Below are 18,462 nucleotides of genomic sequence, written 5' to 3'. Positions count from 1 at the left end.
AACCTCATGAGAAAACTTCAAAGGCGCCGGGCGTGTCCGCTCGACCGCTTCGAGTCTAGTCCCGGACGGACCAGAAATCGGGCCAGAACAGGCCCATGTCACGCGCGAGATCCCTCACAACCGGCAGGCTGAGCCCGAGCACCGTGAGATGGTCCCCGTCGAGCCGGTCGACGAAGGCACCGCCGAAGCCGTCGATCGTCAGGGCACCGGCGACGTGGAAGGGCTCCTCCGTGGCGATGTAGGCCTCGAGCTCCTCCGGGCTGGGGGTGCCGATGAGCACCGAGGTGGCCGACCGCTGCGAGCGGAGGTCGCGGAGCCGGAAGGGCGCAGCGAGGTCGGTGCGGTCGAGCAGCGCAAGCGAGTGACCGCTGTGCAGCGTCGTCCAGGCGCCGGCCATCGACGCCCAGATCTCGCGTGTGCGCTCCGGTGTGCCCGGTTTCCCGATCGCCGCGCCGTCGTGTTCGAGCAGGGAATCGCCGGCGATGACGACGCAGGTCAGGGCCCCGCGCAGCGATTCGGGCAGGTCGGCGGCAGGCATCGTCTCGAGTCGGGCGACGACCGCCCGGGCCTTCGCCGCTGAGAGCTCCGTCGTCAGGTCCCCGACGGACCCGGTGAAGGACTCCTCGATCGCGCGCTCGTCGACCTCGGAGACGATGACGGTGGGGTCGATGCCCGAGGCAGCGAGGATCTGCCGGCGGGAGGGGGACTGGGAAGCGAGGACGACCGGGATCACGGGGCCGTGCCCTCGGAGGCCGGCGGCGTGGGGTCGGCGGGTGCGGTCGCAGACGCGTCCTCATCGGCGGCGCGGCCCTGTCCTGGGATAAGGTCGGCAGGCTCTTCGCGCGTGTCGTCGGGGATGTCCTGCGAGCGGTCGACGGCGATAGGGGCGGCGATGCGCTCGGCGATCGCGGCGAGCACCGTCGACGCGAGCTGGGCGTAGCCGAGGGCGCTGGGGAACCGGCCGGACTCGTTGAGCAGCGACTTCCGGGTCGTGCCCGTCAGCGATCCGGTGGCGAGCAGCGGCACAGCGCGGGCCGACAGGGCCGCCAGCCACTGCGAGCCGGCGAGCACGCGGGACGAGCGCCGCAGCGTCGTCTTCAGCGGGTCGCGCAGCCCCGGAAGACCGCCGAGGTTGGGGCAGACGAGGACGAACACCGTGTACCGGCCCTCGCGTTGGAGCCGGTTGATCGCCTGGGTGAGCGCCGGCACGCCGATCGGGCCGTGGATGGGATGGATGACGTCCCCGGTGCCGATCGAGATGATCGCGAAGCGACGGTCCTGGGTCCACGACTCCGCGCCCTGCCGGGCGAGTCGGGACGAGCGGAGGATCTCATCGACCTGTGCCGAGAGCTGATCCGACAGCGCCGAGGGACGGGCGGTCGACTCCACCCGGACCGTGGTCCCGAGCAGCCTGCCGAGGCCGCGGGCGATGAGCATGGCAGGGGTCTGGGCGGGATCGTCGATGTCGACGCCGCACAGCCACGAATCGCCGATGACGGCGAGGGAGGCCACATCCCCGTCATCGGTGCCCGGTGGAGGAACATCCTCGGCGACGGTGATGTGGCGACGGTCGGCGTCGGCGTCGAACCCCCGACGCAGGGACGAGGCCTGGCGGCGGAGCAGCCCGGCGGCCGATGCGCCGATGCCGACAGCCGCCCCTGTCATGGTGGCGGCGGCGTAGAAGATGCGCTTTCTCACAAAGAATCCCTTCCTGTGCTGTCATCATTCCACCTCACAGCCATGCTCAACAACTATTGTTGGAGCATGTCAGACAACGAGAACACCGAATCCCGATTCCGGTTGAAGGGGGCATGGAACTCCGCCCGCGGAGATCGCAGCCGCTCTCGCCGGAGCAATGACGACGAAGCGGTGCGCGCCGGGGACGTCAGCGCCACCGACGTCGCGCACGCTCGCCTCGACGCCAATTCCGAACCGTACGTCTCCCCGGGCCTGCGAGTCGCCGCCGCGTGGTCATGGCGCTCGATCGTCGTCCTCGTCGGCATCGGCGTGGCCTTCTGGCTGCTGTCGAAGGTCTGGGACGTCCTCCTGCCGGTGCTCATCGCGCTGCTGCTGGCGGCACTGCTCGGTCCGCTCACCGATTGGCTCGCGAAGCGGATGCCGCGCGGTCTCGCCGCCGCCATCTCCTTCGTCGGCTTCATCGTCGTCGTCGTCGGGCTCTTCACCCTCGTCGGACAGCAGATCTACTCCGGCATGCCCGATCTCATCGATCAGGTCATCACCGGGTTCTCGAGCATCAGCGACTGGCTCGCGCACAACCCGTTCGGCATCGATTCGGGAACGATCTCGACCTACATCGACGACGCGATCCAGTCGGCGACCCAGTTCCTCCAGAACAACGGCTCGCAGCTGCTCGGCGGAGCGCTCCAGGCGACCACCTCGGTGGGTTCGTTCCTCGCCGGTCTCCTCATGACCCTCTTCGCGACGTTCTTCTTCCTCTACGACGGCAAGCGCATCTTCGGGTGGGTCGCGAACCTCCTCCCGATCCCCGCCCAGCCGGTCGCGATCGGCGCCGCCCGTCGCGGGTGGACCACACTGACCCAGTACGTGCGGGTGCAGATCCTCGTCGCCGCCGTCGATGCGATCGGCATCGGCATCGGTGCCGCGATCCTCGGCGTGCCGCTCGTCATCCCGATGACCCTGCTCGTCTTCCTCTCCTCGTTCGTGCCGATCGTCGGTGCCGTCGCCTCGGGCATCGTCGCCGTCGTCGTCGCGCTCGTGTCGAACGGCCTCGTCTCGGCGATCATCATGCTCGCCGTCGTCATCGGCGTCCAGCAGCTCGAAGGCCATGTCCTCCAGCCGTTCCTCATGGGCAAGGCCGTGTCCGTCCACCCGCTCGCCGTCGTCCTCGCCGTGGCCGCCGGAGGCTTCCTCTTCGGCATCGTCGGCGCCCTCTTCGCGGTGCCGCTCGTCGCCGTGCTCAACACCGTCGTCAGCTACATCGTCCACGCCAACGGTCCACGGGGAGGTGCGGCACCCCCGGAGGAGAGACCGGACACCGCCGAGGCGGATGCCGTGCTCGACTCCGCGCAGGCCAAGGTCGACGCGGCGGAGGCCAGGAGCGCCGCAGAGGGCCGCGATTCGGCCGAACCCGAGGACCTCCCCGGATCGGAGACCCCGAGCGGTCGCAGCGGCGCCGGCCGCGACGATCCGCAGCGCTGAGTCCGCCCGGTGCTGAGCGGCCTCGACCGCTCAGCACCGTGTCGTGGGGCGTCGTCCGCACGCGGAGAAGAGAAGACCGGTGGGCGGGTGCATGATGCACCCGCCCACCGGTCTTCGCTGCATCGCAGCCGGTCTCAGCCGGAGAAGGCCTCGATGTCGACGACCTCGACGGAGATCTCCTTGCCGTTGGGGGCCTCGTAGCTCGTCTTGTCGCCGACGGCGACACCGAGCACGGCCGCACCGAGCGGCGACTTCTCCGAGAACACGTCGATGTCGGAATCGCCGGCGATCTCGCGGCTGCCGAGCAGGAAGCGCATCTCGTTGCCGGCGACCTTCGCGGTCACGACGGACCCGGGGGACACCGTCTTGCCGTCGCTCTCGCTCTCTCCGACCTTCGCGGACCGGAGCAGCTGTTCGAGCTGGCGAATGCGGGCCTCCTGCTTGCCCTGCTCTTCGCGCGCCGCGTGATAGCCGCCGTTCTCCTTCAAGTCACCCTCGTCGCGGGCGGCTTCGATTTTCTCAGCAATCTCTGCACGTCCCGGTCCGGAGAGGTGTTCCAGTTCCTTCGACAGACGGTCGAAGGCTTCCTGTGTCAACCATGTCTCTTCCTGGGTGACATCCTCGGTCATGACTTCTCCTTCTTCGGTTCGGTGCACTGACGGCACGTCAGGCAACGAAAAACCGGGCGTGGGGTACGCCCGGGTGGTGAATGAAACTACAGTCTAACGCATCTGCGGCGAAATACGATGATCTGGATCACCATCCGGACACTGAGATCGTCCACGTCAGACCGCCTCGGCGAGGAATCAGTGGGAACAGGTGACCTTGCGGCTCAAGGGCGGGGCAGAGTTCGCGCTCAGTGCCGGCCGGCTCACTCGAACCAGCAGGCGTCGGCGTGTCCCGAGGCCGCGAGCTGCGTCGTCGCGAGGGTGACGTCGATCTGCTTGGGCGAGGTGGGGTCGGCCTGCGGGTCGGCCTCGAGGCTGACCTCGGTGAAGCCGACGATCGCCTCGCGATCGTTCGTCGCCTGCACGATGCAGTGCACGCTGCGGGTCTGATCAGGGTAGATGGCGACGCTGACCTGAGTCTTCGCGGAATCGACGATGGCATAGTTGAGCGTCCGGGGATCCGTGGGCTCCTGCGACGGCTGGAAGTTGATGACGCCGATGACGACGACGGCCACGGCGATGACCGCTGCGCCGATGATCGTGGCCCGGCGGCTGAGGCGGCGCTGCGGAGTGCGGCTGCGGCCGTACCGGTCGCTCTGGGGGTCTGCGGCTGTAACCTCAGTCATTGAATTCCTCATCTGTCAGTCTCGCGCACTAACCTAGAGTAGTCGATCCGAGTTCTGCGATCATGTCCACGGGCACGCGGAGTGAGGAACGGCTCACGGCGAATCGAAAGGGATCTTCCGAGAAATGACTGCGCTTCCATATGAGGGTCTGCGTCTGCTGGCAGTTCACGCCCACCCCGACGACGAGTCGTCGAAGGGGGCCGCGACGAGCGCGAAGTACGCGGATCTCGGCGCGCGCGTCCTCATCGCCTCGATGACCGGGGGAGAGGCCGGCGACATCCTCAATCCGGCGCTCCTCCAATCGCCCAAGGCCACCCGCGACATCGCGGGACTGCGCCGTGAGGAGATGGCGGCCGCCGCTGCCGCGCTCGGCGCTGAGCACGTGTGGGTCGGCCACGTCGATTCGGGTCTGCCCGACGGCGACTTCGAGAACCAGACGCCGCCCGGCTGCTTCTACCGGGTGCCCGACGAGATCGCGATGCTGCCTCTCGTCCACATCATCCGGCAGTTCCGGCCCCAGGTGGTGACGACGTACGACGAGCTCGGCGGCTACCCGCACCCCGACCACATCAAGAACCACGCGGTGACGATGGCCGCCGTCGACGCCGCCGCAGATCCGCAGGCCTATCCCGAGCTCGGCGAGCCGTGGCAGGTGCAGAAGGTCTACTACAACCAGGACCTCTCGGCGAAGAAGTGGATCACGATCCACGAGAAGATGACCGAGGCCGGTCTCGAGTCGCCGTTCGCCGACCATATCGAGGACTTCAGGAAGCGCGATGCCGAACGCGTCAACTGGCTGTCGACGCGCATCGACTGCGTTGAGTACTTCGACGCCCGTGATCGCGCCCTGCTCTCCCACGCCACCCAGATCGATCCCGAAGGCGGGTTCTTCTCCGCCTCGCGGGTCGCGGCCCGGAAGTACTGGCCGACCGAGGAGTTCGAACTCGCCGTCGACCGCACCGACCGGCCGCCGCTGACTCCGGGCGTCGACTTCCAGGAGTCCGATCTCTTCGCCGGAGTCCGACGCGACGACGGCAGCACGGTCCCGGCCGAGGGCATGCTCCCGGCCTCACCCTCCGTCGACGAATACCAGGGAGAGAGCGCATGAGCGTCATGGCAACCGAGTCGAGCCTGTCAGCGGTCGCGGTGCTCGCGGCGACGGGGACGGCGACCCCGTCGGGTGGGCCCGATCCGGACCTCGTCACTCCGGGCACGATCGGCTTCCTCACGACGTTCGCGATCGTCGTCGTCGCGATCTTCCTCATCCGCGACGCCCTCAAGCGCGTGCGCCGGGTGCGGGCGCGGTCCCGGGCCAGCGACGCCTACCCGATCCCGCTGCGCAAGTACGCGGTGCCCAACCAGTCGAAGCTCTCCGGGGCCAACGCCCCCGAGGCCACCGGCGATTCTTCCGAATCCGACCAGGCCGATGCCGATGGTGGAACCGAGAAGACCCGGAAGCAGGACGGCTGAACCGCTGAGAGGCCCGGGGTGAGTGCCCATCCCGACCTCACCGGCAGTCCACAGCGCCGGATCCGATGATCGCCGAGGCGGTCGCCGGGTCCGGCGCTGTTGTGTGCGCTGTGTGCTCGGCCGGTGCGACGCCTGCGCGGCCGCCGGCGCTCAGTACGCCGCGACGGCCGCGACGAGGAGCGCGGCGAGGTGGCAGCCGTAGCCGGCGATCGTGAGGATGTGGAAGATCTCATGGAACCCGAGCCACCTCGGTGCCGGGTTGGGCCGTTTGATGCCGTAGATGACGGCACCGGCGATGTAGCAGACGCCGCCGACGACGATGAGGATGCCGACGGCCGGGATCGTCGTCCAGATCTGCGGGATGTAGCCGACCCCGGCGACGCCGAAGAAGACGTAGACGGGGACGAAGAGCCACCTCGGCGCGGTCGTGAAGATCGTCCGGAACGCCACCCCGAGGGCCGCCGCACCCCAGAGCACCGAGAGCAGGAGGATCGCCTGGTCCGGGCGGAGCATGAGGACAGCGAGCGGGGTGTAGGTGCCGGCGGTGATGAGGAAGATGTTCGCGTGGTCGAGGCGGCGGAGGATGAGGCGGGCGCGGGTCCGCCAGCGTCCGCGGTGATAGACCGCGGAGGTGCCGAAGAGGAGCATCCCGGTGACGGCGAAGACCGAGGCCGCCAGCCGCGATTCGATCGTCGGGGAGATGATGACGAGGGCGAACCCGCCGATCATCGCCAGCGGGAACGCTCCGGCATGGAACCAGCCGCGCAGCTTCGGCTTGACCTGTCCGGCGAGTTTGCCGAGCTCCGAGCGCAGCGCGGTGCGGCGCCGGGCGATGCGCACGGGATACGCGCCGCCGGAGCGGGGCTGGCGGTCCGGCGAATCGGGACGGTCGAGCGCTGGCGGGTCCGTGACGGGAGCGTTCATGGCTTCAATCTACTGGCTTCTCCTGGCAGGATCCCCAGCGGCCCATGTGCCGGTCGTGGCAGTTCTGCGCTGACCTCGGAGAGTCACCGGCTGAGACCGACCGCAGGTGAGGCGGTCGGAGGATAGTACTCTGGATGATGTTCGACCGACCGGGACCGCAGGAGAAAGAAGGCGACGTGGCACGACCGCTGAGCTTGCTCTACCGCCTCTACGAGCGGAGACTCCTGCGCGAGCTCGACACCTCGGTGCCCGTGCCCCGGCACGTCGGGGTCATCACCGACGGCAACCGCCGCTGGGCGAAGGAGTTCGGGGCGACGACCGCCGACGGCCACCGCGCCGGAGCCGACAAGATCGTCGAGTTCCTCGGCTGGTGCACGGAGGTCGACGTCGAGATCGTCACCCTCTACGTGCTCTCGAAGGAGAACCTCGCCCGCTCGGCCGACGAGGTGGCCGTGCTCATCGAGATCATCTCCGACATGGTCGAGCGGATCGCGAAGCTCGACGGGGTGTGGGTCCAGCTCGTCGGCGACCTCGACATCCTGCCGCCTGACCTGCGCGCCCGCCTCGAAGCCGCGGCCTCCTCGGACGGACGCGGGATGCGCGTCAACGTCGCCGTCGGCTACGGGGGGCGGCAGGAGATCGTCAACGCCGTGAAGTCCCTGCTGCGGACCCGGACCGACGACGGCGTCGACCTCGAGACGATCATCGCCGAACTCTCACCCGAGCAGATCGGGGCGCACCTCTACACGAAGGGTCAGCCCGATCCGGACCTCATCATCCGCTCCTCGGGCGAACAGCGGCTCTCCGGATTCCTCATGTGGCAGAGCGCGTACTCGGAGTTCTACTTCTGCGAAACCTATTGGCCCGACTTCCGGCGCACCGACTTCCTCCGCGCGGTCCGCGACTACGGGCTGCGCCAGCGCCGCTTCGGGCGGTAGACGCCGAGTCCCGGCTCAGCGCTTCGCCTGGCTCAGCGCTTCTGCGCGAGAAACACCCATTCGGCTCCCGGGCGGTCCGGTGCGTCCCGGATGTCGCGGACGGCGAAGCCGGCGGCCTCGAGCGCCGAGGCGACCTCTCCCTGCTCATGGAACCGCAGCCGGGAGCGCGAGCCGATGACATCGCCCGTGGCCGCGAAGCGGTAGAGGTGGGAGAAGGAGACGAACGGCAGGTCGACCTGACCCAGTGCCAGGGTCTCCGTGACCTCGCCGATGCCGTCGACGTCGAGGGTGCGCGGCTGGCGCCGTCCCCACGACTCCCAGGCTCGGACGGCGGGGTCGCGGGTCTCGACGACGAGGTGACCACCGGAGCGCAGGCCGCGGGCGCAGTCGGCGAACACGGCGCGCAGGTCGTCGAGGCTGAGGAAGACCTGGGCGACGTTGCCGGTCATCGTCACGAGATCGGCGACAGCGGTGGGGATGTCCGCTGCGGTGCCGACGCGGTGATCGATGCTGAGCCCCTCCTCGGCGGCGTGCGCCTTCGCGAGATCGATCGACGCCCGGGCCGGATCGATGCCGAGGACGTGACGGCCGGCGCGGGCGAGCCTGCGGGCGAGCACACCGGTGCCGCACCCGAGGTCGATGACCGCCGATGCCGCGACCTCCTCGGCGAGTGAGGTGTAGAGGTCGAGATCGTCGCGGGGAGCGTCGAAGGCATCGTAGACGGCGACGAGCTGCGGGTTCTCGAAGATCGCATCGGCCATGGGCCGAAACTATCACCTATCCCATTCATGCGAAGTTCATGACGCGGATGCGCGTGCCGGTACCGGGACACGCCCGAGACCGGGGTTAGGTTGGCTGTAGTTGGTCGACACCAACCCGGGGTTCGGGGGATGTCAGGACTTGGACCTCGGCGCTACGCACGCAACAGGGGTCCTCATGGCCGAAAAGGTCCACACATACGTTCTCGACACCTCGGTGCTTCTCTCGGATCCGGGAGCACTGCTGAGATTCGCAGAGCATCACATCGTCATCCCTCTCGTCGTGGTCTCGGAGCTCGAGGCGAAACGGCACCATCCTGAACTCGGGTTCACCGCCCGCAAGGCCCTCCACATCCTCGACGACTTCCGCTCCGACTACGACCGTCTCGACGAGCCGATCCCCGTCGGCGACGCCGGGGGCACGGTGCGCGTCGAACTCAACCACATCGACGCCTCGACGATGCCCGTCGGATTCGACCGGTCGGAGAACGACACGCGGATCCTCGCGGTCGCCCGCAACCTCGCCGCGGAGGGACACGACGTCGTCGTCGTGACGAAGGATGTGCCGATGCGCGTCAAGGCCTCAGCGCTCGGCCTCCAAGCCGAGGAGTACCTGGCCGAACTCGCCACGGATTCGGGATTCACGGGGATGAGCGAACTCGCGCTCGGCGACGAGGAGATGTCGGAGTTCTACGACTCCGGGTCGATCCAGACCGATGCGGTGGCCGACGAGGTCGTCAATACCGGGGTCGTCATCACCTCACCGCGGGGTTCGGCTCTCGGCCGGGTGCGGGCGAACAACACAGTCAGCCTCGTGCGCGGGGACCGGGACATCTTCGGCGTCCACGGGCGGTCGGCCGAGCAGCGGGTGGCCATCGACATGCTGCTCGACGACGAGCTGGGCATCGTGTCGCTGGGAGGGCGAGCCGGAACGGGGAAGTCCGCGCTCGCTCTCATGGCGGGGCTGCAGAAGGTGCTCGAGGAGAACAAGCACTCGAAGATCATGGTCTTCCGCCCGCTCTACGCCGTCGGCGGCCAGAACCTCGGCTACCTGCCCGGCAGCGAGGGGGAGAAGATGAACCCCTGGGCCGAGGCGGTCTTCGACACGCTCAGCGCACTCGTGAGCAAGAACGTCATCGACGAGGTCGTCAACCGGGGGATCCTCGAGGTGCTGCCGCTCACGCACATCCGCGGCCGGTCGCTCCACGATGCGTTCGTCATCGTCGATGAGGCGCAGTCGCTCGAACGCAATGTGCTGCTCACCGTGCTCTCGCGCATCGGGATGAACTCGAAGGTCGTGCTCACCCACGATGTCGCGCAGCGGGACAATCTGCGGGTGGGACGCCACGACGGGATCGCCGCGGTCATCGAGAAGCTCAAGGGCCACGACCTCTTCTCGCACGTCACGCTCACCCGTTCGGAGCGCTCGGACATCGCCGCCCTCGTCACCGACGTCCTCGAGGAGTTCGACCCGTTCCGGTCCTAGGGTGTGCTCCGACGCGACAGCGCCCGCCGACGGTCGGTGGTGACCGGCGGCGGGCGCTGTGCGGTGAGCGGCTCAGCTCACTTGTAGGTGCCGATCATCGTCATGACGTCGAGCGCCTTGTCGAGGTCGGCCTCGGTGATCGAGCCGTTCTCGACGAAGCCGAGATCGATCGTCGCCTCCTTGACGGTCATCTTGTTCGCCACCGCGTGCTTGGCGATCTTCGCGGCGTTCTCGTACCCGATGACCTTGTTGAGCGGGGTGACGATCGACGGGGACGCCTCGGCGAGGAAGCGCGCCCGCTCGACGTTCGCGGTCAGTCCGTCGATCATCTTCTCCGCCATCACCGTCGAGGCGTTGGCGAGGAGGCGGATCGACTCGAGGAGGTTCGAGGCCATGACGGGGATGCCGACGTTGAGCTCGAACGCGCCGTTCGTCGACGACAGGGCCACGGTCGTGTCGTTGCCGATGACCTGGGCTGCGACCTGGATCGTCGCCTCGCAGATGACCGGGTTGACCTTGCCGGGCATGATCGAGGAGCCGGGCTGAAGGTCGGGGATGGCGATCTCGCCGAGGCCGGTGTTCGGTCCCGAGCCCATCCACCGCAGGTCGTTGCAGATCTTCATGTAGCCGTAGGCGATCGTGCGCAGCTGACCCGAGGCCTCGATGAGGCCGTCGCGGTTGGCCTGGGCCTCGAAGTGGTTGCGGGCCTCGGTGATCGGCAGGCCGGTCTCCTCGGCGAGGATCTCGACGACGCGCGAGGAGAACCCGTCAGGGGTGTTGATGCCGGTGCCCACGGCGGTGCCGCCCTGCGGCACCTCGGCGACGCGGGGGAGAGCCGATTCGATGCGCTCGATGCCGTAGCGGACCTGCGCGGCGTAGCCGCCGAACTCCTGGCCGAGGGTGACCGGGGTGGCGTCCATGAGGTGGGTGCGCCCGGACTTGACGACCGAGGCGAACTCCTCGGCCTTCTTCTCCAGTGACGTCGCCAGCGTGTCCATGGCCGGGATGAGCGTGTTGACCAGAGCCTTCGTCACGGCGACGTGCACCGAGGTGGGGAAGACGTCGTTCGACGACTGCGAGGCGTTGACGTGGTCGTTGGGGTGGACGTCGATGCCCTTGTCGGCCAGTGCCTTCGTCGCCAGTGTCGCGAGCACCTCGTTGGTGTTCATGTTCGACGAGGTGCCGGATCCGGTCTGGAAGACGTCGATGGGGAACTGCGCATCGTGCTTGCCGGCGATGACCTCGTCGGCGGCGTTCTCGATCGCCTCGGCGCGGTCGGCGTCGAGGACGCCGAGCTCGCGGTTGGCCTTTGCCGCTGCCTTCTTCACCTGCGCGAGGGCGGCGATGTGCGCGGATTCGAGCGTCTTGCCGGAGATCGGGAAGTTCTCGACGGCGCGCTGGGTCTGCGCGCTGTAGAGGGCGTCCTTGGGAACCTTCACTTCACCCATGGTGTCGTGTTCGATGCGAAACTCTTCGCTCATGCTTGGGCACTGTCCTTTCGTGATGGTGTGTGCGGCCGCGACGTGCGGACGCCGCGGCGCCCTCACGTTCCGGCCGCCGGTCAGGAGGCGTAGGTCGAGACTGCGGCCTCGTCGCCTCCGTACTGGGCGACGACGGTCGTGTGACCGTCGTGGAGCTGGTAGGTCATGCCGACGATGATGAGTCGGCCCTCCTCGACGGCGCGGGAGATCAGCGTGGAGAGCTGCATGATCTTCTCGACCGTGTCGATGGTGTTCTGCACGACCGTCTCATTGACGGTGGTGCGGCGGTTCTTCCGCGCCCGGGCCACGGTCGGGAGGATCCGGGCGACGACATCGGAGATGAACCCGGGCGGGGTCTCCCCGGTGTCGTAGGCGTTGTAGGCCGCCGTCACGGCCCCGCAGCTGTCGTGGCCGAGGACGACGAGCAGGGGAGTGCCGAGCATCTCGACCCCGTACTCGAGCGAACCGAGGGTGACGGGGTCGATGACCTGCCCGGCGTTGCGCACGACGAACATGTCACCGATCCCGACGTCGAAGATCATCTCCGCGGCCACCCGGGAGTCGGCGCAGCCGAAGAGGGTGACGAACGGCTTCTGGTCCGCCGTCACCGCCTCGCGGCGGGCCGTGTCCTGGTTGGGATGTTCGGGTTCGTCGTTGACGAACCGGCGGTTGCCTTCCTGCAAGCGCTTCCAAGCCTGATTGGGCATTGCGTCCTGACCTGCTTCCCTGGGCCGGTGATGGTGGGGCGAGCGGAATCGCACTCGCTGTGTCTGGGACCGGCGCCGGGGCGACCGGCACCGGTGATGGAGTTCGGGTCAGACGAGTCCGCGGCGGGCGGCCTCTTCGGCGGCCTCGACGTAGGAGTGGGTCTTCGCCGACTGGTGCTCGGCGAAGACCGAGCGCACGGTGCCGGACTTCGACCGCATGACGAGCGAGTGCGTCGAGACGTGGCTGCCGTGGAACTTCACGCCGTCGAGCAGGTCGCCCTGGGTGATGCCGGTGGCGACGAAGTAGCAGTTGTCCCCGGTCACGAGGTCATCGGTGCCGAGCACCTGGTCGATGTCGAGGCCGGCCTTCGCCGCGGCTTCGCGCTCGCTGTCGTCCTGCGGCCACAGGCGGCCCTGGATGACTCCGCCGAGGGCCTTGATCGCACACGCGGTGATGATGCCCTCGGGGGTGCCGCCGATGCCCATGAGCATGTCGACGCCCGTGTCGGGTCGGCAGGCGGCGATGGCGCCGGCGACGTCGCCGTCGGTGATGAGACGGATGCGGGCGCCGGCGGCGCGGATCTCCGCGATCGTCTTCTCGTGGCGGGGGCGGTCGAGGATCATCACCGTCACCGAGGCGGGATCCTTCGTTCCCTTCGCCTTGGCGACGCGGCGGATGTTCTCCGCGATCGGCAGGCGCAGGTCGACGGCGTCGGCGGCGGCAGGGCCGGTGACGAGCTTCTCCATGTAGAACACGGCCGACGGGTCGTACATCGCGCCGTCTTCGGTCACGGCCATGACGGAGATCGCGTTGGGCATGCCGAGCGCGGTCAGGCGGGTGCCGTCGATCGGGTCGACGGCGACATCGCAGCGGGCTCCGCCGCCATCGCCGACCTGCTCGCCGTTGAAGAGCATCGGCGCTTCGTCCTTCTCGCCTTCGCCGATGACGACGGTTCCGGCCATGCGGACGCTGGAGATGACATTGCGCATCGCGGCCACGGCGGCGCCGTCGGCGGCGTTCTTGTCCCCGCGGCCCACCCAGGGGGCGGCGGCGATGGCGGCGGCTTCGGTGACGCGCACGAGTTCGAGGGCGAGGTTGCGGTCGGGAGCATCGGCTCCGACCTGGGCCTGCTGGGACCATGCGTCGGTGACTGCGACGGGTGGCGCTTCCGCGTCCACTCGGCCCCGATCATGATGCGATTTCACGTCAACTGAATCCTGTGGGTCACTCATGCCTCCAATTGTGCCACCCTCCTCAGGTGGTCTCCGACACCTCCTCGGTGAGTGCTGACACCTCTTCGGATGCGGAGCGACAGCCGACCACGTCGAGCGGCTGAGTGTCGGTTGCCCAACGGTGCACCCGTGCGCCGGCGGGGTCAGGGGCACCGCCGATTGGCCCCTGGTGGGCCGCACGGGGACAATGGAGGGGTGAATGTCCGTTCCACCACCGACGAAACGGGTTCCCGGCAGCAGCAGGGGACCGGCCGCGAAGGAGTTTCCATGTCCGACCAGTCCGGAGTCGTCCTTCCCGGGTCGCGGGAAGAGATGCGTCTGCTGCGGAAGAACTCGAACTGGGTGAACATGACCGTGGCGATCATGGCCTGCCTGGCTCTCGTCGGCGGTGTTCTCCTCCTCGCCCCGCAGCCGGAGGTCAACTCCGAACGGGTCGTCGACTACCGCGCGATCGCCGAGGCGTCCCAGGCCAACACGGACTATCCACTCGTCGTTCCCGACGTGCCCTCGGGGTGGACGTCGAATGAAGCGAACCTCGACCGCATCGGCGACACCGGCGTCACCTCGTGGTACGTGTCGTTCCTCGGGCCCGACGATCAGTGGGTGAGCATCGAGCAGGCGCAGGCGTCGCAGGCCTGGGCCGACGGTAGGGTCCAGGATGCGACCGCCGCCGAGACCGTCGATGTCAGCGGCTACACCTACCAGGTGTACCGGACCGATGATGCGAAGGTGCAGTGGGTGACGTCGAAGGGCGACGTCTTCGTCGTCATCACGGCGATCGCCACTCCGGACACGGTCAACTACTTCGCCGATCAGGTGTCAGCCGACCTCGCCTGAGCCGTGACTGCAGCTGAGGCGGGCACCGTCATTCGTCGTCGGTGCTGTCCTCGCGGGCCTTGTCGAGGCGTTCGCGCGCACCGTCGAGCCACGCCTGGCACCGATCGGCCAGGGCCTCTCCGCTTTCCCAGAGGCGCAGCGACTCCTCGAGGGGCAGGTTGCCGGCCTCGAGGCGCTTGACCGTGGTGACGAGCTCCTCACGTGCCTGTTCGTAGCTCAGCGTGCTGATGTCGGGTTCGCTCTGCTGGGTTGCGGGTTCGGTCATGGTCAGCTCCTTGTCTCTTCTGTGGCATCGTCGATGGTCGTCACCTCGGCGTCGAAGCGTCCGCGGGCGACTCTGATGTGGACGGTCGATCCAGTGTGGACTTCGTCGGCATCGCGCACGGCCTGACCGCTGTCCGTCTGCACGACCGCGTAGCCGCGTTCGAGGGTGCGCAGCGGCGAGAGCGACCGGGCCTGCGACCGCAGATGGTTGATCTCGTTCTGTCCCTGGTTGAGCTGACCGAACATCGCCTGCAGGCTGCGGCGCCGGAGCATGAGGAGTTCGTCCTCCCGGGCATCGACCATCGTCTGGGGTTCGGCGAGGACAGGTCGCGAGCGCACGGCGGTGAGCATCTCCTGCTCGCGGTCGATGATGCGATTGACTGCGGCATCGAGCATGGCCCGGGCATTGAGGATGCCCATGGCCTCCTCGGCGACGTCGGGGACGATGCGCTTGGCGGCATCGGTCGGTGTCGACGCGCGGAGATCGGCGACCTCGTCGAGGATGGGGCGGTCTGCTTCGTGGCCGATCGCCGAGACGACCGGTGTCTGAGCATTGGACACGGCGCGCACCAGCGCTTCGTTGGAGAACGGGAGGAGGTCCTCCATGCTGCCGCCGCCGCGGGCGATGACGATGACGTCGATCGTCGGATCCGCGTCGAGCTCGGCGAGGTTCTTCATCACTCCGGGCACGGCGTCGGGCCCCTGCACTGCGGTGTTGCGGATCTCGAATTCGGCGGCGGGCCAGCGCAGGTGCACATTGCGCACGACGTCCTTCTGGGCATCGGAATCGCGTCCGGTGATGAGCCCGATGCGGTTCGGGAGGAACGGCAGGCGCTTCTTGCGGGCGGGATCGAACAGGCCTTCGGCGGCGAGCTGCTTCTTCAGCCGTTCGAGACGGGCGAGGAGCTCGCCGAGTCCGACGGCGCGGATGTCGTTGGCGCGCATCGTCAGGCGGCCGGTCTTCGTCCAGAAGTCGGCCTTGAGGTTCGCGACGACATGGCTGCCCTCGGACAGCTGCGCTCCCGTGCGGTCGAGGACGTTCTTCCAGATCTGGACGGGCAGGGACATCTCGACGTCGGTGTCACGCAGCGTGAGGTAACTGGCCTTGCCGCGATGGTTGAGTTCGACGACCTGGCCTTCGATCCACACGCTCGACATGCGGTCGATGTAGGACTTCATCTTGTTCGACAGCACACTGAGCGGCCACGGGTTCTCCGCAGTGGTCTCCGCCGCCGTCGCCGGCAGCTCCTGCGGGTCGACGTTCTCGCCGAGCGTCCCCGGGGTGCCGGATATTCGTTGCGCCATGTCATCTCCTTGTCCCGACCCAGCCTAACGAACGCCTCGGACATAGCGAACGCCGCGGACATGGACGGTCAGCGCTGCCAGGCGGGTCCCTGGCCGCGGTCGGGCAAGGTGACTGCCTGTGGAATGGTTCACCTTTGTGGCTCATGCACAGCCGCGACACTTAGACTGTCCTTGTGACTGCCGTTTCTGTTCCCATGCCCACGATCCCGCGCAAGCGCATCGCCCCGGACGATATTCGGACCCCGGCCGGCAGCGACCAGAAGGTGCTGCTCGCCGCTCCGCGCGGCTACTGCGCCGGAGTCGATCGCGCCGTGATCGCGGTCGAACGCGCGCTCGAGCACTACGGTGCCCCCATCTACGTGCGCAAGGAGATCGTCCACAACCGGCACGTCGTCGAAACGCTCTCCGAGCGCGGCGCGATCTTCGTCAATGAGACCGATGAGGTTCCCGAGGGCGCCCGGGTCGTGTTCTCCGCTCACGGTGTCTCCCCGGCCGTGCACGCCGAGGCGGCCGCCCGCGATCTGGCGACGATCGACGCGACGTGCCCGCTGGTGACGAAGGTCCACCGGGAGGCTGTCCGGTTCGCTCGCGACGGCTATCGCATCCTCCTCGTCGGCCATGCCGGTCACGAAGAGGTCGAGGGCACGATGGGCGAGGCCCCGGACCACATCACGCTCATTCAGAACCCCGAGGAAGCGAAGACCGTCGAGGTCGAGGACTCCGAGAACCTCGTGTGGATCTCGCAGACGACGCTGAGCGTCGACGAGACCATGGCGACCGTCGACATCCTCCGTCAGCGCTTCCCGCAGCTGCAGGATCCGCCGAGCGATGACATCTGCTACGCCACGCAGAACCGTCAGGTCGCGGTGAAGAAGATCGCCCCGCAGGCCGATCTCGTGCTCGTTGTCGGGTCGGCGAACTCATCGAACTCGGTGCGCCTCGTCGAGGTCGCTCTTGAGCACGGCGCGAAGGCGGCTCACCGCATCGACTTCGCCCGGGAGGTCGACGAGACGTGGTTCCACGACGTCGCCACCGTCGGCGTCACCTCGGGTGCGAGTGTCCCCGACGGACTCGTGCAGGAGCTGCTCGGACTTCTCGCTGACTACGGCTTCGCGTCGGTCGAGGAAGTCGTGACCGCCGAAGAGGATCTCATGTTCTCGCTGCCGCGGGAACTGCGCAAGGACCTCAAGGCGGCTGGCAAGAAGACGTCGAACAAGCGCGACGGCGCTGACCGTCAGCACGACATCATCTGAGCTGTTCGGCCCCACCTTAGGCGCGTGAGCCGCTCGACCCTTAGCCGGTCGCGTGAGCTGTTCGCCCCTCACCGGTCGCGCTGATCGGACGAATCGCGCAATTGTCTGCTCGTTTCAGTCGGTGCCGGTGTGCCTCCTTCTCAATTGTGTCGGGTCGTCTGTGCCGAAGCTCGGGCGTGAGAGTTCGGCAGCACTGACCCCACGCGCGCGGGAGTCGAGTTCGGCGACTGCGTCGAGTTCCTCGCTGACGATGCCCGTCGACGGGAACTTCCGGGCCGTGACGAGGAAGCGCGACTCGAACGAGGAGACGAACCGGTTGTAGTCCTCGACGGAGCGGTCGAGGCTCGACCCCATCTTCGACACATGCGAGACGAGCGTGCCGACGCGTTCGTAGAGTTCCGTGCCGAGACGCAGGACCTCGGCCGCCGACGTGCTCATCTCCGCCTGCCGCCAATTGAGCGCGACGGTCTTGAGCAGGACGAGGAGCGTGGCAGGAGAGGTGAGGACGACGTTCTTGCCCAGGGCATGATCGATCATCTTCGGATAGGTCGCGGCCGCGGCGGAGAGCAGACCGTCGGTGGGGACGAAGCACACGACGAAGTCCGGTGCGGCCTCGAACGCCTTCCAGTACTCCTTCGACGCGAGCGCATCGACATGGCGCAGGAGCGCGCGAGCATGACTGCCGTCGGCCTCCTCTCCCTCGCCGATCCGCGCCGACAGCGGGGTCTTCGCATCGATGACGATGGTGCCCCCGCCGGGCAGATGCACGACCATGTCGGGACGGTGGCGCTGTCCATCGCGGTCGACGCTGACCTGCGCATCGAAGTCGACGTGGGGGAGGAGTCCGGCGTATTCGACGATGCGCCGCAGCTGCACCTCGCCCCAACCTCCGCGCTGCGTCGTGGAGTTCAGGGCATTCGCGAGCGACCCGGTCGATTCCTGCAGCCGCAGATTCTGCTGGCTCAAGTGCGAGATCTGGGCGTTGAGCCGCGTGATCTGCTCGACCTGAGCCCTGTCCTGAGTGCGGACGCTCTCGTGCAGCTGCCGGACGCTGGCGGCGAGGGGACCGATGGCCGCGGTGATCTCGCCGGCCATCTGGGCGTCGGCTTCGAGGTCCTCGGTCCGGGTGGAGAGGATCTGGGAGGTCGTCTCCGCGCGGGTCAGGCGTTCGACGTAGCGGGAGCGGGTGAGGGCGCGGCCGAGGAGGAACCCGAGGGCAGCGCTGAGGACGATCGCCAGGAAGAAGGCGGCGATGACGCCGGCGGCGGGAAATGCATTCATGACTTCAGGGTGACAGACGGCACGGACACGAGGATTCGGGGACCGCCTCGG

At 67.9% G+C, this 18,462-nt stretch carries 19 protein-coding genes; 7 read left to right on the top strand and 12 right to left on the bottom strand.

Annotation, left to right across the window (positions count from 1 at the left end; all coding sequences use genetic code 11):
• Nucleotides 1-55 precede the first annotated feature (55 nt).
• Entirely contained in the window at nucleotides 56-733 is a 678-nt protein-coding gene (locus AC2W7K_RS08440) for a Maf family protein (protein ID WP_198498418.1), read from the bottom strand.
• Nucleotides 730-1,698, bottom strand: a complete 969-nt coding sequence (locus AC2W7K_RS08435) for an SGNH/GDSL hydrolase family protein (protein WP_232623552.1) — start codon at nucleotides 1,696-1,698, stop codon at nucleotides 730-732. The genes AC2W7K_RS08440 and AC2W7K_RS08435 overlap by 4 nt, the downstream gene beginning before the upstream one ends.
• A gap of 66 nt (nucleotides 1,699-1,764) precedes the next feature.
• Here AC2W7K_RS08435 and AC2W7K_RS08430 point away from each other — a divergent pair, with 66 nt between their 5' ends.
• Nucleotides 1,765-3,180: an AI-2E family transporter gene (locus AC2W7K_RS08430; RefSeq protein ID WP_198498419.1), complete on the top strand. Its 1,416-nt coding sequence runs from the start codon at nucleotides 1,765-1,767 to the stop codon at nucleotides 3,178-3,180.
• A gap of 134 nt (nucleotides 3,181-3,314) precedes the next feature.
• Here AC2W7K_RS08430 and greA read toward each other — a convergent pair whose 3' ends face one another.
• The gene (gene greA, locus AC2W7K_RS08425) at nucleotides 3,315-3,809 is read right to left on the bottom strand and encodes a transcription elongation factor GreA (RefSeq protein ID WP_137824722.1); all 495 of its coding nucleotides are present in this window, start codon (nucleotides 3,807-3,809) and stop codon (nucleotides 3,315-3,317) included.
• Nucleotides 3,810-4,051: 242 nt separating this feature from the next.
• Entirely contained in the window at nucleotides 4,052-4,474 is a 423-nt protein-coding gene (locus AC2W7K_RS08420; RefSeq protein ID WP_198498420.1) for a DUF4307 domain-containing protein, read from the bottom strand.
• 124 nt (nucleotides 4,475-4,598) lie between these two features.
• On the opposite strand from AC2W7K_RS08420, the gene mca reads away from it, so the two are divergent.
• Nucleotides 4,599-5,582 (top strand): mycothiol conjugate amidase Mca, encoded by a 984-nt coding sequence (mca, locus tag AC2W7K_RS08415; RefSeq protein ID WP_198498421.1) that lies wholly within the window; start codon nucleotides 4,599-4,601, stop codon nucleotides 5,580-5,582.
• A complete protein-coding gene (locus AC2W7K_RS08410) occupies nucleotides 5,579-5,944 on the top strand; it encodes a hypothetical protein (protein WP_232623553.1) in 366 nt (121 codons plus the stop codon). The genes mca and AC2W7K_RS08410 overlap by 4 nt, the downstream gene beginning before the upstream one ends.
• A 150-nt stretch (nucleotides 5,945-6,094) precedes the next feature.
• Here the strand turns inward: AC2W7K_RS08410 and trhA are convergent, their stop codons facing one another.
• Nucleotides 6,095-6,868: a PAQR family membrane homeostasis protein TrhA gene (trhA, locus tag AC2W7K_RS08405; protein WP_198498422.1), complete on the bottom strand. Its 774-nt coding sequence runs from the start codon at nucleotides 6,866-6,868 to the stop codon at nucleotides 6,095-6,097.
• Nucleotides 6,869-7,044: 176 nt separating this feature from the next.
• On the opposite strand from trhA, the gene AC2W7K_RS08400 reads away from it, so the two are divergent.
• The gene (locus AC2W7K_RS08400) at nucleotides 7,045-7,806 is read left to right on the top strand and encodes an isoprenyl transferase (RefSeq protein WP_269780020.1); all 762 of its coding nucleotides are present in this window, start codon (nucleotides 7,045-7,047) and stop codon (nucleotides 7,804-7,806) included.
• Nucleotides 7,807-7,838: 32 nt separating this feature from the next.
• Here the strand turns inward: AC2W7K_RS08400 and AC2W7K_RS08395 are convergent, their stop codons facing one another.
• Nucleotides 7,839-8,567: a class I SAM-dependent methyltransferase gene (locus AC2W7K_RS08395; protein ID WP_344257814.1), complete on the bottom strand. Its 729-nt coding sequence runs from the start codon at nucleotides 8,565-8,567 to the stop codon at nucleotides 7,839-7,841.
• Between the two features lie 175 nt (nucleotides 8,568-8,742).
• On the opposite strand from AC2W7K_RS08395, the gene phoH2 reads away from it, so the two are divergent.
• Nucleotides 8,743-10,050 carry an RNA 5'-3' helicase PhoH2 gene (gene phoH2 / locus AC2W7K_RS08390; protein ID WP_344251252.1) on the top strand — a complete coding sequence of 436 codons (1,308 nt, stop codon included), beginning with the start codon at nucleotides 8,743-8,745 and terminating at the stop codon, nucleotides 10,048-10,050.
• Between the two features lie 77 nt (nucleotides 10,051-10,127).
• Here the strand turns inward: phoH2 and AC2W7K_RS08385 are convergent, their stop codons facing one another.
• The 3 genes from AC2W7K_RS08385 to glpX form a co-directional block, all read right to left on the bottom strand.
• The gene (locus AC2W7K_RS08385) at nucleotides 10,128-11,531 is read right to left on the bottom strand and encodes a class II fumarate hydratase (RefSeq protein ID WP_344257812.1); all 1,404 of its coding nucleotides are present in this window, start codon (nucleotides 11,529-11,531) and stop codon (nucleotides 10,128-10,130) included.
• Between the two features lie 80 nt (nucleotides 11,532-11,611).
• A complete protein-coding gene (locus tag AC2W7K_RS08380) occupies nucleotides 11,612-12,238 on the bottom strand; it encodes a carbonic anhydrase (RefSeq protein WP_344251251.1) in 627 nt (208 codons plus the stop codon).
• Nucleotides 12,239-12,346: 108 nt separating this feature from the next.
• Entirely contained in the window at nucleotides 12,347-13,471 is a 1,125-nt protein-coding gene (glpX, locus tag AC2W7K_RS08375; RefSeq protein WP_137824713.1) for a class II fructose-bisphosphatase, read from the bottom strand.
• 267 nt (nucleotides 13,472-13,738) lie between these two features.
• Here glpX and AC2W7K_RS08370 point away from each other — a divergent pair, with 267 nt between their 5' ends.
• Nucleotides 13,739-14,308 carry a DUF4245 family protein gene (locus AC2W7K_RS08370; protein WP_198498425.1) on the top strand — a complete coding sequence of 190 codons (570 nt, stop codon included), beginning with the start codon at nucleotides 13,739-13,741 and terminating at the stop codon, nucleotides 14,306-14,308.
• A 28-nt stretch (nucleotides 14,309-14,336) separates the two neighbouring features.
• Here the strand turns inward: AC2W7K_RS08370 and AC2W7K_RS08365 are convergent, their stop codons facing one another.
• Both AC2W7K_RS08365 and xseA read right to left on the bottom strand, forming a co-directional pair.
• Nucleotides 14,337-14,573, bottom strand: coding sequence for an exodeoxyribonuclease VII small subunit (locus tag AC2W7K_RS08365; RefSeq protein ID WP_198498426.1), 237 nt, complete (start codon nucleotides 14,571-14,573; stop codon nucleotides 14,337-14,339).
• Between the two features lie 2 nt (nucleotides 14,574-14,575).
• On the bottom strand, nucleotides 14,576-15,877 hold the full coding sequence (xseA, locus tag AC2W7K_RS08360) for an exodeoxyribonuclease VII large subunit (RefSeq protein ID WP_486005999.1): 1,302 nt from the start codon (nucleotides 15,875-15,877) through the stop codon (nucleotides 14,576-14,578).
• A gap of 194 nt (nucleotides 15,878-16,071) precedes the next feature.
• On the opposite strand from xseA, the gene AC2W7K_RS08355 reads away from it, so the two are divergent.
• Entirely contained in the window at nucleotides 16,072-17,130 is a 1,059-nt protein-coding gene (locus AC2W7K_RS08355) for a 4-hydroxy-3-methylbut-2-enyl diphosphate reductase (RefSeq protein WP_486006009.1), read from the top strand.
• 114 nt (nucleotides 17,131-17,244) lie between these two features.
• Here the strand turns inward: AC2W7K_RS08355 and AC2W7K_RS08350 are convergent, their stop codons facing one another.
• On the bottom strand, nucleotides 17,245-18,411 hold the full coding sequence (locus tag AC2W7K_RS08350; RefSeq protein WP_198498428.1) for a DNA recombination protein RmuC: 1,167 nt from the start codon (nucleotides 18,409-18,411) through the stop codon (nucleotides 17,245-17,247).
• Nucleotides 18,412-18,462 lie beyond the last annotated feature (51 nt).

The organism is Brevibacterium sp. LAARM2_SD2 (assembly GCF_057364785.1).
Note: the sequence above shows the minus strand (reverse complement) of the source record. Positions and strands in the feature narration are given on the sequence as shown.

What these genes read in the sequence shown, in the direction of transcription:
- AC2W7K_RS08430 (WP_198498419.1), top strand. Translation starts at nt 1,765, where the DNA reads ATGTCAGACAACGAGAACACCGAATCCCGATTCCGGTTGAAGGGGGCA.
- greA (WP_137824722.1), bottom strand. Translation starts at nt 3,809, where the DNA reads ATGACCGAGGATGTCACCCAGGAAGAGACATGGTTGACACAGGAAGCC.
- AC2W7K_RS08420 (WP_198498420.1), bottom strand. Translation starts at nt 4,474, where the DNA reads ATGACTGAGGTTACAGCCGCAGACCCCCAGAGCGACCGGTACGGCCGC.
- mca (WP_198498421.1), top strand. Translation starts at nt 4,599, where the DNA reads ATGACTGCGCTTCCATATGAGGGTCTGCGTCTGCTGGCAGTTCACGCC.
- AC2W7K_RS08410 (WP_232623553.1), top strand. Translation starts at nt 5,579, where the DNA reads ATGAGCGTCATGGCAACCGAGTCGAGCCTGTCAGCGGTCGCGGTGCTC.
- trhA (WP_198498422.1), bottom strand. Translation starts at nt 6,868, where the DNA reads ATGAACGCTCCCGTCACGGACCCGCCAGCGCTCGACCGTCCCGATTCG.
- AC2W7K_RS08395 (WP_344257814.1), bottom strand. Translation starts at nt 8,567, where the DNA reads ATGGCCGATGCGATCTTCGAGAACCCGCAGCTCGTCGCCGTCTACGAT.
- phoH2 (WP_344251252.1), top strand. Translation starts at nt 8,743, where the DNA reads ATGGCCGAAAAGGTCCACACATACGTTCTCGACACCTCGGTGCTTCTC.
- AC2W7K_RS08385 (WP_344257812.1), bottom strand. Translation starts at nt 11,531, where the DNA reads ATGAGCGAAGAGTTTCGCATCGAACACGACACCATGGGTGAAGTGAAG.
- AC2W7K_RS08380 (WP_344251251.1), bottom strand. Translation starts at nt 12,238, where the DNA reads ATGCCCAATCAGGCTTGGAAGCGCTTGCAGGAAGGCAACCGCCGGTTC.
- glpX (WP_137824713.1), bottom strand. Translation starts at nt 13,471, where the DNA reads ATGAGTGACCCACAGGATTCAGTTGACGTGAAATCGCATCATGATCGG.
- AC2W7K_RS08370 (WP_198498425.1), top strand. Translation starts at nt 13,739, where the DNA reads ATGTCCGACCAGTCCGGAGTCGTCCTTCCCGGGTCGCGGGAAGAGATG.
- AC2W7K_RS08365 (WP_198498426.1), bottom strand. Translation starts at nt 14,573, where the DNA reads ATGACCGAACCCGCAACCCAGCAGAGCGAACCCGACATCAGCACGCTG.
- xseA (WP_486005999.1), bottom strand. Translation starts at nt 15,877, where the DNA reads ATGGCGCAACGAATATCCGGCACCCCGGGGACGCTCGGCGAGAACGTC.
- AC2W7K_RS08355 (WP_486006009.1), top strand. Translation starts at nt 16,072, where the DNA reads ATGCCCACGATCCCGCGCAAGCGCATCGCCCCGGACGATATTCGGACC.
- AC2W7K_RS08350 (WP_198498428.1), bottom strand. Translation starts at nt 18,411, where the DNA reads ATGAATGCATTTCCCGCCGCCGGCGTCATCGCCGCCTTCTTCCTGGCG.